Consider the following 17,037-nt stretch of genomic DNA (forward strand, 5'->3'; position numbering starts at 1 on the left):
TGTATTTAAATTATTGAACTTCCAAAGTAGCAATTGAATGTGCGAGCACTTGTTACTTTTGTCGCTTTTCCTTTTATCCAAAGAAAATAATCAACATCAGTTTCGCCTGAATTCATTACCACAACTTCCAGTTTATTGTTTTCATTTACAAAAGCAGTAGATAAAAGCTTATTACTGCTTGAATTACAAGCAATACGTTTTGCACCAGGGCGAATAAATTTAGAAAAATGTCCTAAATAGTAATAACCATTTGTATAAATTAAATTTCCGGTTTTCAAATCGGCGTGAATAGGAGCCATGCAGAAATTTTGAACGTGATTTGGCCCGCCTTTTTCATCCAATAAAACATTCCAGTCGGTCCAAGCAACGGTTCCAATATTAAAATCGTTGATCATCGACATGCCGTATTTTTCGCCAAAACTCCAATCGGTTAATAATTTTTGATCAAAATCGGCGGCACAGCCTTCCGTTAAAATTAATGGTTTGTCCGGAAAAGCTTCAGCAACTCGGCGTTCAGCCTCGAAATTCATTCCGTTTTTCATCCAGTCTTCGTACCAGTGATAGCCCACGCCCCAAACATATTTTGTCGCATCTTTGTCTTCCAAAACCGTACTTACGCGTTGATACATCAAATCACGATTGTGATCCCACATAATCAATTTCTTTTTGAAAGTCCAGCTTTTTGCATGGTTGGACCTAGAAAGTTTTTGATGAAATCGCGTTCTTCTTCGGCAGTAAAAATACACGATTCCCAGCGCTGAACCGCCATTGGCTCATTTTGAACCGTATAACCCCAAATCGGAATGCCTTCTTTTTCGTATTCGTTTACAAATTTCACAAAAAAGTTAGCCCAACTTTGATGGTATTCTGGTTTCAAAGTACCGCCTTGTAAAACGTTATTATTGGTTTTCATCCAAGCCGGCGGACTCCAAGGCGAAGCATACAAAGTGATTTTGCCTCCAGCTTTTGCAATTACTTCTTTTATAAACGGAATTCGATATTTTCTGTCGTGACTGATATCAAAAGTTTTTAAATCTTTGTCGCCTTCTTTGATATAGCTGTAAATATCACTCGAAAAATCACAACTTTGCATGTTCGTGCGTGCCAAAGTATATCCAATTCCTTTTTCTTTATCATAATAAGCCGTCAGGATTTCCTGTTGTTTGTCTTTTGGAAGCTGATAAAAAACTTCTGCAGAAGCATCTGTCAAAGCGCCTCCAATTCCTAACATGGTTTGATAAGTTTTGGCTGGATCAACAAAAACCGCAATTTCTTTTTCTGTTGTTTGTGATTTTGCAGAAAAAGAAAGCGTTTCGGTTTTGCTTAGTTTTTTGTCCGAATTTTTAGCCGTTACATAAACGGTAACGCTTTTGTAATCTATTGTTTTACTGGCTTTTTGTTGCGCCAATAAACCAACAGATAAAAATCCAGATAACATGATGGTCAGGCATGTTTTGTTGGTATTAATAGTCATAATTGAGGTTTTTTGGTTTAGATTTTTATGCTAAAATTTGATCGATAGTCTGCAATTCATATTCTGAAAAAGAAGTATTTTGAAGACAGCCTAAAGAATCAATTACTTGTTCTGATTTGCTTGCGCCAATGATTACAGATGAAATTCGTTTGTCTTTTAAAACCCACGCCAATGCCATTTGTGCCAAACTCTGACCGCGTTCTTCGGCCATTTTATTTAATCGGCGAACTTTAGCAATATTTTCTTCGGTAATAGCATCTTTTTCCATTGCACCGTTTCCACGATTGGCGTTTGCTCTTGAATTTTCTGGAATCCCATTAAGATATTTATTGGTCAAAAGTCCTTGCGCAAGAGGAGAAAAAGCAATGCCACCAATTCCGTTTACTTCTAAAACATCCAACAAACCATCTTCAACAGAACGTTCAAACATGGAATATTTCGGCTGATGAATGACACAAGGCGTTCCTAATTCTTTCAAAATTTGATACGCTCTTTCAGTTTCTGCCGGACTGTAGCTTGAAACTCCAACATAAAGTGCTTTTCCTTGGCGTACAATCAAATCAAGTGTCGCCATAGTTTCTTCCATTGGCGTATTTGGGTCTGGTCGGTGATGGTAAAATATATCCACATAATCAAGTCCCATGCGTTTTAAGCTTTGGTCTAAACTTGCTATTAAATGTTTTTTTGAACCAAAATCACCATAAGGTCCGTCCCACATTGGCCATCCGGCTTTTGTTGAAATCAAAAGTTCATCCCTATATTCTTTAAAATCTTGTTTGAATATTTCGCCAAAAGTAATTTCTGCTGAACCTGGAGGCGGACCGTAATTATTAGCAAGATCAAAATGTGTAATGCCATTATTAAAAGCAGTGTGCAGAATTTCGCGTGCATTATCAACGTTGTCAATACCGCCAAAGTTGTGCCACAATCCCAAAGAAAGTGCTGGCAAAAGTAAACCGCTATTGCCGCAACGACGGTATTGCATTTTTTGATAACGGTTTGAATCTGGTATGTAAGTCATTTTTAATTGTTAATTATAAATTGTTAATTATAAATTGTAAAAAGTGAAAAGTGAAATGCGACACTTTTTTTGATGGAAAAACTATGTGTATTTAAACAAGTGAAACGCCTTTCTGCGCAAGTAAAATCTATGATTCTATGTGTTTAAATTTAGATTTTTTCAAAAGCTTTTTCAGCAATTTCTAAATCGGTTGTGCCTCTGAAACCGCTGAAACCAACTGATAATTTTGTACCATCTTTTAAAGTTATCGGTTGTCCGCCTTGCCAGCCAATTAAATCTGGAGCTTCGATTCCGTTTGCGTTTTCGTCGAAAATTCCGTTGAAAACCATTTTTTCATATTCTCCTGTTTTTACTCCGGTAAGCCACACTTGGCTCGCTTTTGTCCAGGCAATCTTGTACGATTGTCTTTGGCGTGGTTTGTCATTTCCGTACATTTTGCCGTAAATATTTCCTTCTTCATTAATGATGCAAACCGCAACATTTCCGTTTGAAATCTGTCGATCTTCTTCTATTTGAAGGTATTGCGGAATCAGTTTTTCAATTTCGGCGAAAGCCAGAGCAATTTGAGAATCCATTTTAATAATTGTAAATTATGAATTGTTAATGGTTAATTTTTTCGCGTAAAGCTTAAAGGCCAATGTCATTTAAGTTAAGCGTTAAATTTTTCTCGCAGAGTCGCAAAGACACAAAGTTTAGGACTATCTTCTCTGCGTCTTCGCGACTTTGCGAGAGTTAGATTAAAGAAAATCTTAGCGAAAAACTCTTAACTTAATGACATTGGCTTATAGCCTACAGCTTTAAGCGAAAACAAAGATGAATTATTAAATTATTTCATTTCTTAAACTAGATCAAGAAATAATAATAAATAAAACCTCTTATATTTACTTTTTGTTTGTAAATGAAGTTATTGCCCAATTGCTAAAAGAGATAAAATGTTTCAGAAAATTCACGATTACCTTTCCAGATCTGCGCGTCTCTCTAAAGAAGAAGTAAAAATCTTTGAAAAAAGTCTTGAATTCAGAATGGTTCCGAAGAAAACGATTCTGCTTAAAGCTGGAGAAATCTGTAATTTTGAAGCTTATATTAATAAAGGATGTATTAGAGAATATTTTATTGACCGAAACGGACAGGAATTAACACTCCAGTTTGCTGTTGAAGATTGGTGGGTGAGCGACATTACGAGTTTTGAAGATCAAGTGCCAAGTGATATGTATATTGAAACTTTGGAAGATTGCGAGCTTTTGGTTTTAACCCGACAATCTAAAGAAAACCTAATCAACGAAGTGCCGCATTTAGAAAGAATGTTTCGTTTGATGATTCAACGGCATTTATCAAAACTTCAAAAAAGACTTTTTAAAACCGTTTCTTCCACTGCAATGGAACAATATGTCGAATTTATTACGCGCTATCCATCTATTTCACAGCGTGTTTCGCAACAATATATCGCTTCATATCTCGGAATAACGCCTGAATTTTTAAGCCGATTACGCACAAAACACCTAAAAAGCGGAAAAGCGCAGGAATAGCAATTTAGCTTTTTGAAGCTTCTCTATTCTTGATATGATTTCGATGTGAAATTCCCCATTTGATCATTTCAGAAATTATAGGGCCAAAAGATTTGCAATACGACGTTGATTCATAAAGAATCGGAATTAAAGCGTCAGGATCTTCGGTTCTTTTGACTAAATTATTCAGTTCCATATCTTTTAATTCCTTAGACAACATTCGGGATGTTATTCCGGGAATACTTTCTTTGATGTCTTTGAATCGGTTATTTCCGTTGCAAATAGAATTGATAATAGGAAGTTTCCATTTTCCGCCCAAAACATACAAAGTATCTTGAAGCGCCTGAAATTCCTCTTTTTGATTTCTTGCCATAATTTTATTTTTGCGTACTGAAAATTTTGATATTTTTTTACTCCCGCAGATTTAGCAGATTGCACAGATAATTTTTTGCCACTGATTAAAAATATTTTAATTCATTTTATTCAGCCTAATAAATCTGCATTATCTGCCAAATCTGCGGGAAACAAATTAAGTTTTGTGTCTTAGCGTCTTGGTGGCATGACTTAAACAAAAGTATAAATAAATCATAAATAATTGCATTTATGTATTTAACTACGTAGTTTTGTGTAATAAAATTTTAAAACAAATGAAACCTGTAATAGTTCCAATAGAAAACAAGTTCGAAAATGCCATTGCCGACTTAATATTAAACATTCAAATTAATGAATTCAATGTTCCGATTACGAGAGAAGATCAGCCCGATTTATTCAATATTCAGAACTTTTATTATGCTGGAGGTGGCGGATTTTGGGGCGCATTTGTCAATGATGAATTAGTTGGTACGATAGCTTTGGTAAAATTTGATGAACATTCGGCCGCCATACGAAAGATGTTTGTAAAGAAAGAATTCCGCGGAAAAGAGTTTTCGATTGCACAGCAATTATTAGAGACTTTAATAGAATATTGCAAAGAAAACGGAATCGATGATTTATATTTGGGAACTGTTGCGATTTTAGAAGCGGCATTGCGATTTTATGAAAAGAATGATTTTGTGCGAATTGAAAAAGAAGCGCTTCCAGAAAAATTCCCGTTAATGAAACCCGATAATGTTTTCTGTCATTTAACTTTAAAGAAATAGAAATGAATATTATAGACGAATCAGGAATTTTGGCTATTTCGACGCGATTACAGCGTTTGAGCGAGCAATTGCGAAAAGACGGCGCATTGGTTTACAAGTCATACGGAATTGATTTTGAACCGAAATGGTTTCCAGTAATTTATACCTTATATCATAAAGATACTTTAAGCGTCGTGGAGATTGCCAATGAAATAGGCTACACGCATCCGTCAACAATAAGTTTGTTGAAAGAACTGGAAAAACAAAAACTGATTCGCTCTAAAAAAGACAAAATCGACGAACGAAAAAGACTCATTCAGTTGACTTCAAAAGGGCAGGAGCTTATCGAACAAATGAAACCCGTTTGGGAAGTCATGAAAAGTGCTTTAACCGAAATCACTAACAATCAAAACAATCTGTTAAGAGCTATTGAAGAAGCCGAAAATAAAATTTTGCATCAAAGTTTTTTGCAGAGGGCTTTGCAATTGAAGAGTGAAGAAGAGAAATAAAACAAAAAGCGATCTTATTAGGATCGCTTTTTTTATATAATTTGGTTATAAAATGATATTCAGGATAGGTGATAAAGTCCGATATGCTCCAAAAACTACTCCATTCTTATTTGCCACTATTCCTAAAAATCGTTTCTATTATGTACGATAAAGTGTATATTTTGGATTTAGAGTTTTGATGTTTTTGCAAAACTTTAACATCTGTAAAATTTTGGTTTATAAACGAAATTGATATTTATGTATCTTTATAAAATAAAATTATAAAGATGACCATTCAGCAGTTAAAATATATTGTCGCTTTAGACGAAGAACGTCATTTTGCAAGAAGTCGCCGAAGTTTGCATGGTAACGCAACCCGGACTTACGATTCAGCTAAAAAATCTCGAAGAAGAAATTGGAATCAAGATTTTTGACCGAAATAAAGTACCGCTCACGCCAACCGTTCTTGGAATTGAGATTATCAACAAAGCCAGAAAGATTCTTCGTGAAGTAGATGAAATCAGGGATTTTGTGGTGAACGAGAAAAATCTGTTGGAAGGAGAATTAAAACTCGGCATTATTTCGACTTTGTCGCCTTATCTGATTCCGCTTTTTATTCAGGCGATGAAAGAAGCGGCGCCAAATGTGCATTTTATCATCAAAGAAGCTTACACCGGAGTATTGATGAAAGAATTGGAAACCGGTGCTATTGACGTTGCCATTATGGCGACTCCAACGGGAAATCCAAATTTAATTGAACACGTTATTTTTAAAGAACCATTTGTGGCATATTTAAATCAAACCCATCCGATGGCGAATAATGAATTTTATGAAATGCAACCCGGCGATAAAACCGAATTATTACTCCTGCATCATGAATATTGCTACAACGCACAATTGCTAGATATTTGCGGATTAAAATCTTCGGATAAAATAAAGGAACAATTTACCTATGATATCAATTCCATAGAAACTTTAAAAAACCTAGTTCGCGCACATTTAGGATTCGCGATTATTCCGAAGCTTTCAACAGTAAACGAATCCGGCGGACTTTTCAAACCTTTTAAAGAACCCGTTCCGGTAAGAGAAATCAGCCTCGTAGTTTCAGATTCGTTTTCAAAGAAATTATTGCTCGAAAAAATGAACGAAGCCATTTGGAATTGCCTTCCTGAATCGCTCAAAAAAGATTTCAGCTATAAAAAAATCCGTTGGAACGATTCGCCTTATTTTATAAAAGCGGTTAGTAAGTTTATGTAATACTTAAATTCCAAAATAAAAATTCCAAATTCCAATTTTTTAAGACTTGGAATTTGGAATTTTATGTTTTTATCATTCTGAGGAATGAAGAATGACAAGCTTATATTGAATTGATAATTAACAATTAATAATTTATAATTATTTTTTAGAAGCTTCAATAATCACATTTGCCACTTTCTCAGGCTGAGAAATAAAAACCACGTGGCTTCCTTTAATTTCAGTGATTTTTGTGTTAGAACGTTTGTACATCGCACGTTCGATGTCAGGATTGATGCTTTTGTCTTCAGTTGCAACGATTCCGTAAGAAGGTTTAGTTCTCCAAGTCGCTTTAGTAATTGGCGTTACAAAACCTTTTGCATAAAAAGCACCTTGTGAAGCAAACATAAAATCAGCATCTTCTTTGCTTAAATCGCCTGCAAAACCAGCGTGGAATTTCGCTTTGTCATAGTAAGCAATACCTTTATCATCTGGAGCTAAAACACCATTTTCGGGAGCTGGAGGCGCAGTTTGAAGCCATTGAACAGAAGTTTCTCCATTGTCAGGCTGTAAAGCCGCTACGTAAACCAAAGCCGCCACTTTTGGGTGATTTCCAGCTTCAGTAATTACGGTGCCTCCCCAAGAATGTCCAACCAAAATTGTTGGTCCGTCTTGTTTGTCTAAGGCTAAATTTGTTGCTCTGACATCATCTTCTAAAGAGCTTAACGGATTCTGAACGATTGTTACATTATAACCTTTTTTTGTCAAGATTTGGTACAAACCTTTCCATCCTGATCCATCCGCGAAAGCACCGTGAACCAATACTACGTTTTTAATTTTAGGAGTAGTTTGAGCGTTTACGTTTGCTGTTGTAAGTGTCAAACTAAGGATTATTACTGCGAATGCTAAAAAGCTTTTAAATATTGTTTTCATTTTTATAAAATTTTAGATTGTTGATTTTAGATTGTTTGTTTAAATTCCGTTTCCCCGCAATCTTGTCATTCCGAGGAACGAGGAATCTTCGCAAGTTGCTCCGTCAGGTATGTCGCCAATCTTTGTAGAGTTTCTCGTGGAGATTCCTCGTTCCTCGGAATGACAAGATTGTGAGTAATTGGGATTTGAAATTTTTGTATTGGAATTTAATTTATTTATAATAAAGTGATTGATAAAGTAATTTCTGTATTCAAAAGTTTAGAAATCGGACAAATTTCTTTTGCTTTTTGAGCTGTTTTCTGAAAATCTTCTGCAGAAATTCCAGGAACTTTTCCAGTAAGTTCTAAAGCAATTAAAGTGATCGTTCCGTCTTCAAAAGTTACTTTAGCTGTTGTGTCTAAATCTTCCGGAACAAAACCAGCTTCAGATAATAAAAAGCTTAATTGCATAGTAAAACAGCCAGAATGTGCTCGCTGCAATTAATTCCTCAGGATTAGTTCCAACACCTTGTTCGAAACGAGTTTTAAAAGATAATTGTGCATTATCTAAAGTTGTGCTTTGCGTACTAATGGTTCCTTTTCCTTCCATTCCTGTACCTTTCCAATTTGCGTTTGCTCTTCTTGTAAATTTCATGATTTCTAATTTTTTAAAGTTATTTTTTAAGATGATCAAATCATTTCTTTGATTTTGATGGGACAAAGTTATGGTGATGGTAATCATTAATCAAATTAATAATTTTTAGTAGTTATAAAAATAATTTATAATCATAGGTTTTACTGGTGTAGATTAAAACTTTTAGTTGAAATTTTTTTATTCCTAAATTTTGAATAGGAGAGGAAAGAGCATGTTTCACTTCGTTATTTGGTTTCAAGTTAGAATTTGAAACAAAGTAAACAGCTGATTTTTAGTTTTATAAAAGCATTGAAATTATTTTTATCCGAAACAATTTTTATAAGAATATCAGAAGAATAATTTTTTGAGTGAATAACCTAACTTTTAGATTTATGAAAAATGCTTTTCTAATAATTACAGTTTGTTTGAGTGCCGTTTTGTTCTCTTGCAAGAAAGACAAAGAGCAAGTACCTACAGAAGCTGAAAAGTCTGATACTGTTACAGATTCTACTTTTGCTGATAACGGTTGGCCACGCGAAGCTGAAAATAACGGTACAAAGCTCGTTTATTATCAGCCTCAGGTGGATGACTGGAAAGATTTTAAAGAACTTACAGCTCGAGTAGCTTTTTCTTTGACGCCAAAAGATGGAAAACAGGTTTTGGGCGTTGCTTCTTTAAAAGCCGAAACATTGGTCGATAAAGACAACCGAAGCGCTTATATCAAAAACCTTCAAGTGACCGATGTGCGATTTCCAGCATTGGACGAAAAGAAAGTTCCTGAAATGGAAAAACTGTTCAAAGAAACACTGCCTCAAAGCGGAGATCCTATTTCTGTAGATCGCATTTTGGCCGATTTAAGTCATACCAAAAGTCCGCCAAAGGGAATTGCGGCTAAAAACGATCCGCCAGCAATTTTTTACAGTACAAAGCCGTCGCTTTTGCTTATTGTTCAAGGCGAGCCGGTTTTAGTTCCGATTGATAAATCGGATATACAATATGTGGTGAACACCAATTGGGATTTGTTTTTTGATAAAACGACGAAAGATTATTATTTGCTAGCCGAAAATATCTGGCTGACTTCGAAAAAAGTGGAAGGCAAATGGACAAAAACGACAAAACTACCTTCAGGCTTAAGCAATCTTCCATCCGGAGAAAATTATGATGATGTCAAAAAAATGATTCCGCCTCCAACTTCGGGCAATGCTCCAGAAGTTTTCTACAGCAATAAACCAGCCGAATTGATCGCAGTAACTGGAAATCCGAAATTCATTAAAATTGACGGAACCAAATTGATGTACATTGACAATACCGAAAATGATGTTTTTGCCAATGAAGCCGACGGGCAATATTATGTATTATTATCAGGAAGATGGTTTAAATCGAAAGAATTGACAGGACCGTGGTCGTATGCAGGAAATAATTTGCCAGCTGATTTTGCTAAAATCCCGAAAAATTCGCCACGTGCAAATGTATTGGCCTCTGTACCTGGAACGCAGGAAGCCAATGATGCGGTAATGTTGTCGCAAGTTCCAACGACGGCTATTTTGAAAAAATCAGATGCCGAAGCAAAGGTAAAAGTGACCTATGATGGCGGAACGCCTCAATTTAAACCAATTGATGGTACAAAAATGCAATATGCAAGCAATACGCAAGAGAAAATTATCAAAGTAGGCGATTTGTATTATTTGTGTTTTCAAGCCGTTTGGTTTATGTCGACAAGTCCAAACGGACCTTGGAAAACATGCGATTCTGTTCCGAAAGAAATTTATACGATTCCACCAAGTTCTCCGGTGTATAATGTGACGTATGTAACGCAAACCACAACCGATACTACTGTAGAAAGCAGTTCAACTGCCGGTTATTTGGGTGCTTTTATTATTGGAGCTACTTTTGGCGCCATATTGAGTTATGGTACTGGATGGTATTATCCGCCGTATGTATATTATGGCGGAATGTATCCAATTTACCGTCCGTGGCCGTATGCGTATGGAGGCGGAGCGGTTTATAATCCGTGGACAGGTGGTTACGCTACCGGAAGACGTGTGTACGGACCTTATGGTGCCGCAGGAACGTCGGCTTGGTACAATCCAGCAACGGGAAGATACGGGCGTTCTGCAAGTGTGCAAGGTTGGTACGGCGGTCGCACTGCCGCAAGTACCTATAATCCGTGGACAGGAAATTACGCCAGAACCAATCAAGGACATAATGCGTATGCGCAATGGGGGCATTCTGCCGCTACAAATGGCAATCAATGGGCGCAGACCGGACATATCACAACGCGACGCGGGACAGCAGTGGCGTATAAAACTTCGGGCGGAAAAGAAGGTGTGATTACGCATCGCCGTGGCGGAGGAACTACGATTCACACCAATAATAATCTATACGCAGGCCACGACGGACATGTCTATAAAAGAGATGCAAACGGAAACTGGAGTCATTATAATAATGGAAACGGTGGCTGGACACAAGCAGGAACTTTGGGCTCGTCAAAAAAAGCAGGTGAAGGCATTCAGAATAGAGCGAATCAAGGACTTGGTGCCAATGGAGCAGGGGAGCGCATCCAGCGTGACAAACCCAACGAAGGACTTGGAGCAAATGGCGCTGGAGAACGAATCCAACGTGACAACTTGCCAAAAGCCAACCAAAACCTAGGTGGTGAAACCCGATTAGGCGACAGAACTGAAGGAAATAATCTAAACAGACCAGAACAAACGCTAGGACAACCCAATAAACCGCTTGGAGAACCCGGCCGTGCTGATGTTACAAACGATCTTGATCGCTCTGCTTTTTCAAGAGACCGTGGTGAATCGCAAACTCGTAATTTCCAAAATTTCCAACGTCAAGGCGGGTTTAATGGTGGCGGATTTAGAGGTGGCGGTGGTTTTAGGGGTAGGAGATAGGTTTTTGTAAAAGGTTAAATATAATTCATTAAAAAAAATCAGGTTTAGCGGTTAAATGCTGAACCTGATTTTTTTAATAATAATTTTTCACTATTCAATCTTGAATTTTTATGCTAAATCCTCAAAAATAAATTGTCCATCAATTATTTCTTGAATATCTAATATGCTATTAATTTTAAAGTTACGGATTTTGCCTTTTCTTAGTAAGCAATTTGTTTTTAAAATTATCTCAACATTTTTATCGTCAAAAATAGTTTTTGGTAATGTATTATCAGGTATTATTTCTCCATCTGAATAAATATATATTTTACCGTTATCATGATAATTGTAATTAACAAAAGTTGCATCTTCGGTAATCCAAGAATCTAAATTTTTATAAGTATCCTTAAAAATTTTAAAATCTTTTATATAAATTAATAGATCATTAATTTTGACTACCCTTCTGGTAATGTTGTCATAAGCATCCTTGTATCGTATATAGTAATAAGAACCAATAACAAATTTACAATCAATAGTTTTTAATCTAAATCCTCTTGAATTATAATTAGGATATTTTTTTCCAAAAACCTCATTCTCATTTTTTTAGTAAATGTTTCATCAATAGTAACAGCAGATTTATTGTGGCTTATATAGTCAAAATAATTCATTTGATAAAAGTAATGTTTATATAAAACAGCTTCAGAACGGCCAAGCGTATGAGTTATCATGATATCTTGACCTTCTAATTTAAACGATTTGATTGCGGGTAAATTAAAGAAAAAGTTCTCTTCTATAGAATTTACTATATCGGAAAGTAAATCTGTTTTAAATATTATATCTTGCGTATCATTAACTTGATACAACGTTTCAATGGGAAGAAAATTTTCGGAAAATGATTTTGTGTGAGAATTATACCATTTACACTTTAATTCTATTAATGGAGAGCCAGTTTTTTCGCAAAACTTGTTTTTATCATCTGTAAACTTGAAACCAATAACGGTCATTAAAGGAGGTAGAAACTCTAAATGATTTGTCTCAACTAATTCCCCATTTTCTGTAGTACGGTTAATTTTGTTTTTGAATAATTCTAAATCTACACTTTTCAAAATTACTTTTTTATTTAAATGATATTCTTTAATTAAATCTTCATAATTTTTGCTAGTATGCTCTTTTTTTAAGTTATCCAATTCTTTTTTAAATTAAAATCACTGAGAATTTTATGATTTAGTACAGAAAAAAGAACTTTGTTTATTAGTTTACTATTTATCCATTTGTCATTAAATTTTCCATCCCGTGAGTTGTAATATACACAATGCAATTGTTGTCCTATATCGCGACCAGTTTCTTTATCAAATGATTTTTCTTTTGTTTCTTTAATCACCATTATTGGTGAAGTATAATCAGGATATGCTGAAAGTTTAATATTTGTGAATTCTTTTAAAAATGGGTGTGTTTTGAAGACTATTATTTCTCCAGTTTTAAATTCTGACATTGGTTAATTTATTTTAGTTAAAATGCCAATATATGAATTTTAATGTTAAATTTGAAAAGAATCTGCGTGATGAGTTATATTACAACTGTGTGGATCTTAAGACAGAATTTATTTTGTTTTACTCAAATATAGAAAGATATTTGAGGGCCGAAGATTTAACAATTCTCTTCGGTGTCTCTATCGATAGACACACCGAGAGCAGAATAATGATGCAATCAAACAGTATGCCAATTAGGTCATTAGTTATAATTGATTTAATGCAAGGTAATACAATAATAAATGCTTTCATAGTAATTCTCAGAAATTTACTCGCAAAACCAATGACTCAGTAATTGGGTACCGATCCAACTCATAAAATGAGGTATGTAATTTTTATTAACGCTATTGCTGATCGCAGATTCTTTTATTATATGACTATGGATAAACCTAATTGGCTAAAAGAAAAAGGCTATTTGCATTTATCACCATCATTGGAGTTAGGAAGCAATTGGCAAAATATTGAACGAAAAATTACGAGTAAAAAGTATGTAGAAAATTATGCCTTTTATCCATTAATCCACACAATTCTTTCCGATAGAAAATTTAAAAAAGGTAATTTTGAAAAATTTACTACTGAAAAAAGGAAACATACTCATTATCGCCATAAGACTTTACATCCAGTCAAGAATTCCAAAAAAAGACCATTACACTATGCAAGTCATTTAGATGCTTTAATATATGGATATTATGCCGATATTTTAAAAACCAGATATGAACAGCTTCTTAAAAAAGAACCTTTACAAGATGAGGCAGTTATTGCATATAGAAAAATAGAAACATTTAAAAATTCCGGAATTGGCAAATCAAATATTCATTTTGCAAGAGAATGTTTTGATGAAATTAAAAATAGAACCGACAAAGATAAAGAAACGGCTGTGTTGGCGATTGATTTGAAAAGCTTTTTTCAACTTTAGATCATAAAATTTTAAAGAAGCAATGGGCAAAAGCACTAAATGAGTCTGAAAATATTCCTAAAGATCATTATAATGTTTTTAGAGCTTGTACAAACTTTAAGTATGTTCTTTTAGATGATTTACGTATTCGAAAAAATAAAAATGGAAGAAAAGCTCCTTTTGACGAATCTAAATTAGCTGATATTCGAAAAACAAAAGGATTTAGGTGTTTTTTTGAATCTAATGAAGATTTTAGAAGACATATTAAAGAAGGTAGATTGCCAATTTATTCGAATCCATTTTCAAAAAAAATAGATAATGGGAAAACTGTTAAATATGGGATTCCTCAAGGTTTACCTATAAGTGCTGTTTTAGCAAATCTTTATCTTTTTGATTTTGATCTAGACATTGTGAACAATTGGGTCAAAAAACATAATGTATATTATAGGAGATATTCTGATGATATATTTATTGTTTGTGACAAGCAATTTTGTGACGAAATTGAAAATTATATTCACGCTTTAATAAAGCAATATGAAATAGAAATAAGCAAAGATAAAACAGAAAAATTTGTTTTCAGAAATATAGTTTCTGCAAACAAAAGTAGATTGGAATGTTTTAGGGTTTTAAAAGATGGAAAAGAAATATCTTCTACTATGGCATACTTGGGGTTTGAGTTTAGAGGTTACCATACGGGAATAAAATCTACTAATCTTGCTAAATATTATAGAAAAATTATATCTACAGTTAAGCGAAAAAGTAAAAGAACGCTAAAATTAATAGAGCAAAATCCTAATACAAAAAAAGCAATTTTTAAAAATCAGGTTAAGAAAATTTATAATCTTCCAGTAAAATTTAAAGATGGAGATCTTATGGAAAAGAGAGTAAACAAAAAGATGAGATATAATCTTGTTTTAAATGATAGAGGATTTTATGAATTTAAATTTAGTGAAAGGAAAAACAAAAAGCAGGCAAATTATCATAGTTATATTAGACGTTGCTGTGTTGAATTTCAAACTAATTCTTTTCAAAAACAAATCAGTAAAAGCAGGCATATTGCATTCACTGCAATTACTAAGCATCTAAAAGAAAATTTTAATTAGTAATGCAGATTTTATCTGCATTACTAATTTTTGATTAAAATTTACTCGTACTCCAATTTTGTTCAATCCATGTTTTGATATTTAACTGGCTTCTTTTGTCACTTGGAACTTCATTCCTAATCATTTTTTCAACTTTAATTGCTGAATTCTTATTTTTGAAACCTTGTATTTCAGAAAATTTGTTAATGAAATATAAAACTTCGTAGCCTTCTTTGCGGTTAAGCAAGGTGCTGTCGGGTTCTCCAGATATTTTTGGATCGTCTTCTTTTAGTACCGTCCAAGAATAATCGGTGTAATGTAAGTCAGATTTTGTAATAAGTCCCATTTTTTTAAATTTAGTTAATGAATAATTAATTTTTTTATTGGTATTTATACAAAGATTGATATTTATAGAAGGCATTTTTTACGGAAATCCATAACTTATAAAGATTTATTTATGAGAAGTATGATCCAATTCAAGTATACTCCCTGATAGCACCAAAAAACCAACCCAATTTCCAATCTAACTTTGTCCTATTAATTTAAAAACATAAAATGATGGACAATTTAAAAGATAAAATAGCCATAATCACAGGTGGAAACAGTGGTATTGGCTACGCAACAGCAAAACAATTAAAAGAGCAAGGCGATCAGGTTTTATAAAAGAACACTTGGAAGAGTTGGTATATTTTAGTTTTTAATCACAAGTAAGTGTTTAGTAGTGAGTATGATGTGTTTGTGTTAGCTTTGCAATATGAGAAAGAATGTTAGACATTACGACCCAATTTTTAAAGAAAATGCAGTTCTATTAAGTTATGTACGAAATACGGTTTCAGAAACTGCAGAAGAATTAGGTATCACTCCTAAAATACTCTCTAAATGGCGTAGTGCCTACCTTAAATTCGGAAAAGGAAGTTTCCCAGGTGAAGGTAGAAAAAGAGTATATTTTGAAAACAAGAAAATCTACGAATTAGAAAAGAAACTTGCAGATTCTCAACTACGGTTAGAAATACTGAAAAAAGGACTGAAGTACATAGATCAGGGCAAGCACGTACTTTGTAATTTCATACATCAGAACAGAGATAAATATCCTTTATACAAGATGTGCGAAGTCTTAGGAGCTTCTCATTCAACTTACGATTTATGGACAAAACAACCTTTTTCGAAAACAGAAACACGTGTCTATTTACTTAAAAAAGAAATAACGTCTATATTTTTTGAATTTAAGCGAGCATAAAGGGAGCATACTAATTACCAGAGAACTCCATAGGCGTGGATTTCAAATTTCTGATACACAAGTGTCATTTTACATGGATCTGCTTGGATTGCGTAGCAAAGTAAAAAAGAAATTCAAAGTAACAACCGATTCAAAACACAATCTATACGTTGCTCCTAACGTATTAAAAAGACAGTTTAAAGTAGATAAGCCTTGTAAAGTTTGGGTTTCCGATATTACTTATATCCAAATAAAGAGAAGGTTTTTGTATCTGACTATTGTTATGGATTTGTATGATCGAAAAATAGTAGGATGGAATTTGAGTTCCGTACTTTCTACAGCGGTGACCACTTTTGCGGCGTTTGAAAAAGCTATTATTAATCGTCCAGTTTCAGACGGATTAATATTTCATTCTGATAGAGGATCACAGTATGCGAATAAAATATTTTCTAATAAATTGAAAGAATTTAAATGTATTCAAAGTATGAGTCGCAAGGGTGATAGTAAAGATAATGCTGTGGCTGAAAGTTTTTTTAATACATTGAAAAGAGAATTAATTTATAAGCAAACAAGCTTACTAACAACAAATGAAATGAAAATTGAAATATTTAAGTATATAGAAAATTGGTATAATAAAAGAAGAATACATTCAACTCTTAATTACAAAACTATAGAAGAATTCAATATAATAAATTAGCTATGTTAAAATAACACCAATTGTATTCTTAATTTTAAATTTATGAAAGCGATTAGAAAAACTTATGAACGAGATTTCAAATTAAAAGCAGTTATGTTAAGCTATGAAAATGGAAGTTTAGCTCAGACAGCTAAAGATTTACAAATACACAAAAACCTTTTATTTCTGTGGCGTAAGGAATGTAAAGAACTTGGAACAGGAAGCTTTCCAGGCTATGGATATTTAAAATTAAACTCCGAAGAGAAAAAAATATAATCTCGAAAAAAAATTAAGGAAACGGATTTAAAGTTTGAAATCATTAGAAATGCTAGTAAATATATTTCTCTCGGAAAACCTTTCATCTTTCATTTTATGG

Annotated in this window: 17 protein-coding genes and 2 pseudogenes; 9 read left to right on the forward strand and 10 right to left on the reverse strand. The window is 33.8% G+C overall.

Annotation, left to right across the window (positions count from 1 at the left end; translation table 11 throughout):
- Positions 1–5 precede the first annotated feature (5 nt).
- From ACQ9BO_RS14355 to ACQ9BO_RS14370, 4 genes are all read right to left on the reverse strand, one after another.
- Positions 6–653, reverse strand: coding sequence for a glycoside hydrolase family 30 protein (locus tag ACQ9BO_RS14355; protein ID WP_431241280.1), 648 nt, complete (start codon positions 651–653; stop codon positions 6–8).
- Positions 654–655: 2 nt separating this feature from the next.
- Positions 656–1,474, reverse strand: a complete 819-nt coding sequence (locus ACQ9BO_RS14360) for a glycoside hydrolase family 30 protein (RefSeq protein WP_431241281.1) — start codon at positions 1,472–1,474, stop codon at positions 656–658.
- Positions 1,475–1,499: 25 nt separating this feature from the next.
- Positions 1,500–2,495 carry an L-glyceraldehyde 3-phosphate reductase gene (gene mgrA, locus ACQ9BO_RS14365; RefSeq protein ID WP_431241282.1) on the reverse strand — a complete coding sequence of 332 codons (996 nt, stop codon included), beginning with the start codon at positions 2,493–2,495 and terminating at the stop codon, positions 1,500–1,502.
- A gap of 149 nt (positions 2,496–2,644) precedes the next feature.
- Positions 2,645–3,070, reverse strand: a complete 426-nt coding sequence (locus ACQ9BO_RS14370; RefSeq protein ID WP_431241283.1) for a GlcG/HbpS family heme-binding protein — start codon at positions 3,068–3,070, stop codon at positions 2,645–2,647.
- Positions 3,071–3,427: 357 nt separating this feature from the next.
- Between ACQ9BO_RS14370 and ACQ9BO_RS14375 the strand changes: the two genes are divergently transcribed.
- Positions 3,428–4,021 (forward strand): Crp/Fnr family transcriptional regulator, encoded by a 594-nt coding sequence (locus ACQ9BO_RS14375; RefSeq protein ID WP_431241284.1) that lies wholly within the window; start codon positions 3,428–3,430, stop codon positions 4,019–4,021.
- A gap of 4 nt (positions 4,022–4,025) precedes the next feature.
- On the opposite strand, the gene ACQ9BO_RS14380 is transcribed toward ACQ9BO_RS14375, so the two are convergent.
- Entirely contained in the window at positions 4,026–4,373 is a 348-nt protein-coding gene (locus tag ACQ9BO_RS14380) for a winged helix-turn-helix transcriptional regulator (RefSeq protein WP_431241285.1), read from the reverse strand.
- Between the two features lie 274 nt (positions 4,374–4,647).
- Here ACQ9BO_RS14380 and ACQ9BO_RS14385 point away from each other — a divergent pair, with 274 nt between their 5' ends.
- From ACQ9BO_RS14385 to ACQ9BO_RS14395, 3 genes are all read left to right on the forward strand, one after another.
- Positions 4,648–5,139, forward strand: coding sequence for a GNAT family N-acetyltransferase (locus tag ACQ9BO_RS14385; RefSeq protein ID WP_431241286.1), 492 nt, complete (start codon positions 4,648–4,650; stop codon positions 5,137–5,139).
- A 2-nt stretch (positions 5,140–5,141) separates the two neighbouring features.
- On the forward strand, positions 5,142–5,627 hold the full coding sequence (locus ACQ9BO_RS14390) for a MarR family winged helix-turn-helix transcriptional regulator (RefSeq protein ID WP_431241287.1): 486 nt from the start codon (positions 5,142–5,144) through the stop codon (positions 5,625–5,627).
- A 318-nt stretch (positions 5,628–5,945) separates the two neighbouring features.
- Positions 5,946–6,863 carry a hydrogen peroxide-inducible genes activator gene (locus ACQ9BO_RS14395; RefSeq protein ID WP_431241288.1) on the forward strand — a complete coding sequence of 306 codons (918 nt, stop codon included), beginning with the start codon at positions 5,946–5,948 and terminating at the stop codon, positions 6,861–6,863.
- Positions 6,864–7,001: 138 nt separating this feature from the next.
- On the opposite strand, the gene ACQ9BO_RS14400 is transcribed toward ACQ9BO_RS14395, so the two are convergent.
- The gene (locus ACQ9BO_RS14400; protein WP_431241289.1) at positions 7,002–7,772 is read right to left on the reverse strand and encodes an alpha/beta hydrolase; all 771 of its coding nucleotides are present in this window, start codon (positions 7,770–7,772) and stop codon (positions 7,002–7,004) included.
- Between the two features lie 215 nt (positions 7,773–7,987).
- Positions 7,988–8,405, reverse strand: a pseudogene (locus ACQ9BO_RS14405) (OsmC family protein).
- 371 nt (positions 8,406–8,776) lie between these two features.
- Here ACQ9BO_RS14405 and ACQ9BO_RS14410 point away from each other — a divergent pair.
- Positions 8,777–11,284 (forward strand): hypothetical protein, encoded by a 2,508-nt coding sequence (locus ACQ9BO_RS14410; protein WP_431241290.1) that lies wholly within the window; start codon positions 8,777–8,779, stop codon positions 11,282–11,284.
- Positions 11,285–11,802: 518 nt separating this feature from the next.
- Here ACQ9BO_RS14410 and ACQ9BO_RS14415 read toward each other — a convergent pair.
- A complete protein-coding gene (locus ACQ9BO_RS14415; RefSeq protein ID WP_431241291.1) occupies positions 11,803–12,450 on the reverse strand; it encodes a hypothetical protein in 648 nt (215 codons plus the stop codon).
- Entirely contained in the window at positions 12,438–12,755 is a 318-nt protein-coding gene (locus tag ACQ9BO_RS14420) for a hypothetical protein (protein ID WP_431241292.1), read from the reverse strand. The genes ACQ9BO_RS14415 and ACQ9BO_RS14420 overlap by 13 nt, the downstream gene beginning before the upstream one ends.
- A gap of 332 nt (positions 12,756–13,087) precedes the next feature.
- Between ACQ9BO_RS14420 and ACQ9BO_RS14425 the strand changes: the two genes are divergently transcribed.
- The gene (locus ACQ9BO_RS14425; protein ID WP_431241293.1) at positions 13,088–13,708 is read left to right on the forward strand and encodes a hypothetical protein; all 621 of its coding nucleotides are present in this window, start codon (positions 13,088–13,090) and stop codon (positions 13,706–13,708) included.
- A 257-nt stretch (positions 13,709–13,965) separates the two neighbouring features.
- The gene (locus ACQ9BO_RS14430) at positions 13,966–14,790 is read left to right on the forward strand and encodes a reverse transcriptase domain-containing protein (protein ID WP_431241294.1); all 825 of its coding nucleotides are present in this window, start codon (positions 13,966–13,968) and stop codon (positions 14,788–14,790) included.
- A gap of 34 nt (positions 14,791–14,824) precedes the next feature.
- Here ACQ9BO_RS14430 and ACQ9BO_RS14435 read toward each other — a convergent pair whose 3' ends face one another.
- Positions 14,825–15,115: a hypothetical protein gene (locus ACQ9BO_RS14435; protein ID WP_431241295.1), complete on the reverse strand. Its 291-nt coding sequence runs from the start codon at positions 15,113–15,115 to the stop codon at positions 14,825–14,827.
- Between the two features lie 408 nt (positions 15,116–15,523).
- Here ACQ9BO_RS14435 and ACQ9BO_RS14440 point away from each other — a divergent pair.
- Together ACQ9BO_RS14440 and ACQ9BO_RS14445 are read left to right on the forward strand one after the other, a co-directional pair.
- A pseudogene (locus ACQ9BO_RS14440) lies at positions 15,524–16,682 on the forward strand (IS3 family transposase).
- 42 nt (positions 16,683–16,724) lie between these two features.
- Positions 16,725–16,937, forward strand: coding sequence for a transposase (locus tag ACQ9BO_RS14445; protein ID WP_431241296.1), 213 nt, complete (start codon positions 16,725–16,727; stop codon positions 16,935–16,937).
- Positions 16,938–17,037: the final 100 nt, after the last annotated feature.

It is taken from the genome of Flavobacterium sp. P21 (assembly GCF_050632225.1).
In the GTDB taxonomy this organism is placed as follows: domain Bacteria; phylum Bacteroidota; class Bacteroidia; order Flavobacteriales; family Flavobacteriaceae; genus Flavobacterium.

Excerpts from the sequence above, each read along its gene's own strand:
- ACQ9BO_RS14355 (WP_431241280.1), bottom strand. The coding sequence starts at position 653 with ATGTGGGATCACAATCGTGATTTGATGTATCAACGCGTAAGTACGGTT.
- ACQ9BO_RS14360 (WP_431241281.1), bottom strand. The coding sequence starts at position 1,474 with ATGACTATTAATACCAACAAAACATGCCTGACCATCATGTTATCTGGA.
- mgrA (WP_431241282.1), bottom strand. The coding sequence starts at position 2,495 with ATGACTTACATACCAGATTCAAACCGTTATCAAAAAATGCAATACCGT.
- ACQ9BO_RS14370 (WP_431241283.1), bottom strand. The coding sequence starts at position 3,070 with ATGGATTCTCAAATTGCTCTGGCTTTCGCCGAAATTGAAAAACTGATT.
- ACQ9BO_RS14375 (WP_431241284.1), top strand. The coding sequence starts at position 3,428 with ATGTTTCAGAAAATTCACGATTACCTTTCCAGATCTGCGCGTCTCTCT.
- ACQ9BO_RS14380 (WP_431241285.1), bottom strand. The coding sequence starts at position 4,373 with ATGGCAAGAAATCAAAAAGAGGAATTTCAGGCGCTTCAAGATACTTTG.
- ACQ9BO_RS14385 (WP_431241286.1), top strand. The coding sequence starts at position 4,648 with ATGAAACCTGTAATAGTTCCAATAGAAAACAAGTTCGAAAATGCCATT.
- ACQ9BO_RS14390 (WP_431241287.1), top strand. The coding sequence starts at position 5,142 with ATGAATATTATAGACGAATCAGGAATTTTGGCTATTTCGACGCGATTA.
- ACQ9BO_RS14400 (WP_431241289.1), bottom strand. The coding sequence starts at position 7,772 with ATGAAAACAATATTTAAAAGCTTTTTAGCATTCGCAGTAATAATCCTT.
- ACQ9BO_RS14410 (WP_431241290.1), top strand. The coding sequence starts at position 8,777 with ATGAAAAATGCTTTTCTAATAATTACAGTTTGTTTGAGTGCCGTTTTG.
- ACQ9BO_RS14420 (WP_431241292.1), bottom strand. The coding sequence starts at position 12,755 with ATGTCAGAATTTAAAACTGGAGAAATAATAGTCTTCAAAACACACCCA.
- ACQ9BO_RS14435 (WP_431241295.1), bottom strand. The coding sequence starts at position 15,115 with ATGGGACTTATTACAAAATCTGACTTACATTACACCGATTATTCTTGG.
- ACQ9BO_RS14445 (WP_431241296.1), top strand. The coding sequence starts at position 16,725 with ATGAAAGCGATTAGAAAAACTTATGAACGAGATTTCAAATTAAAAGCA.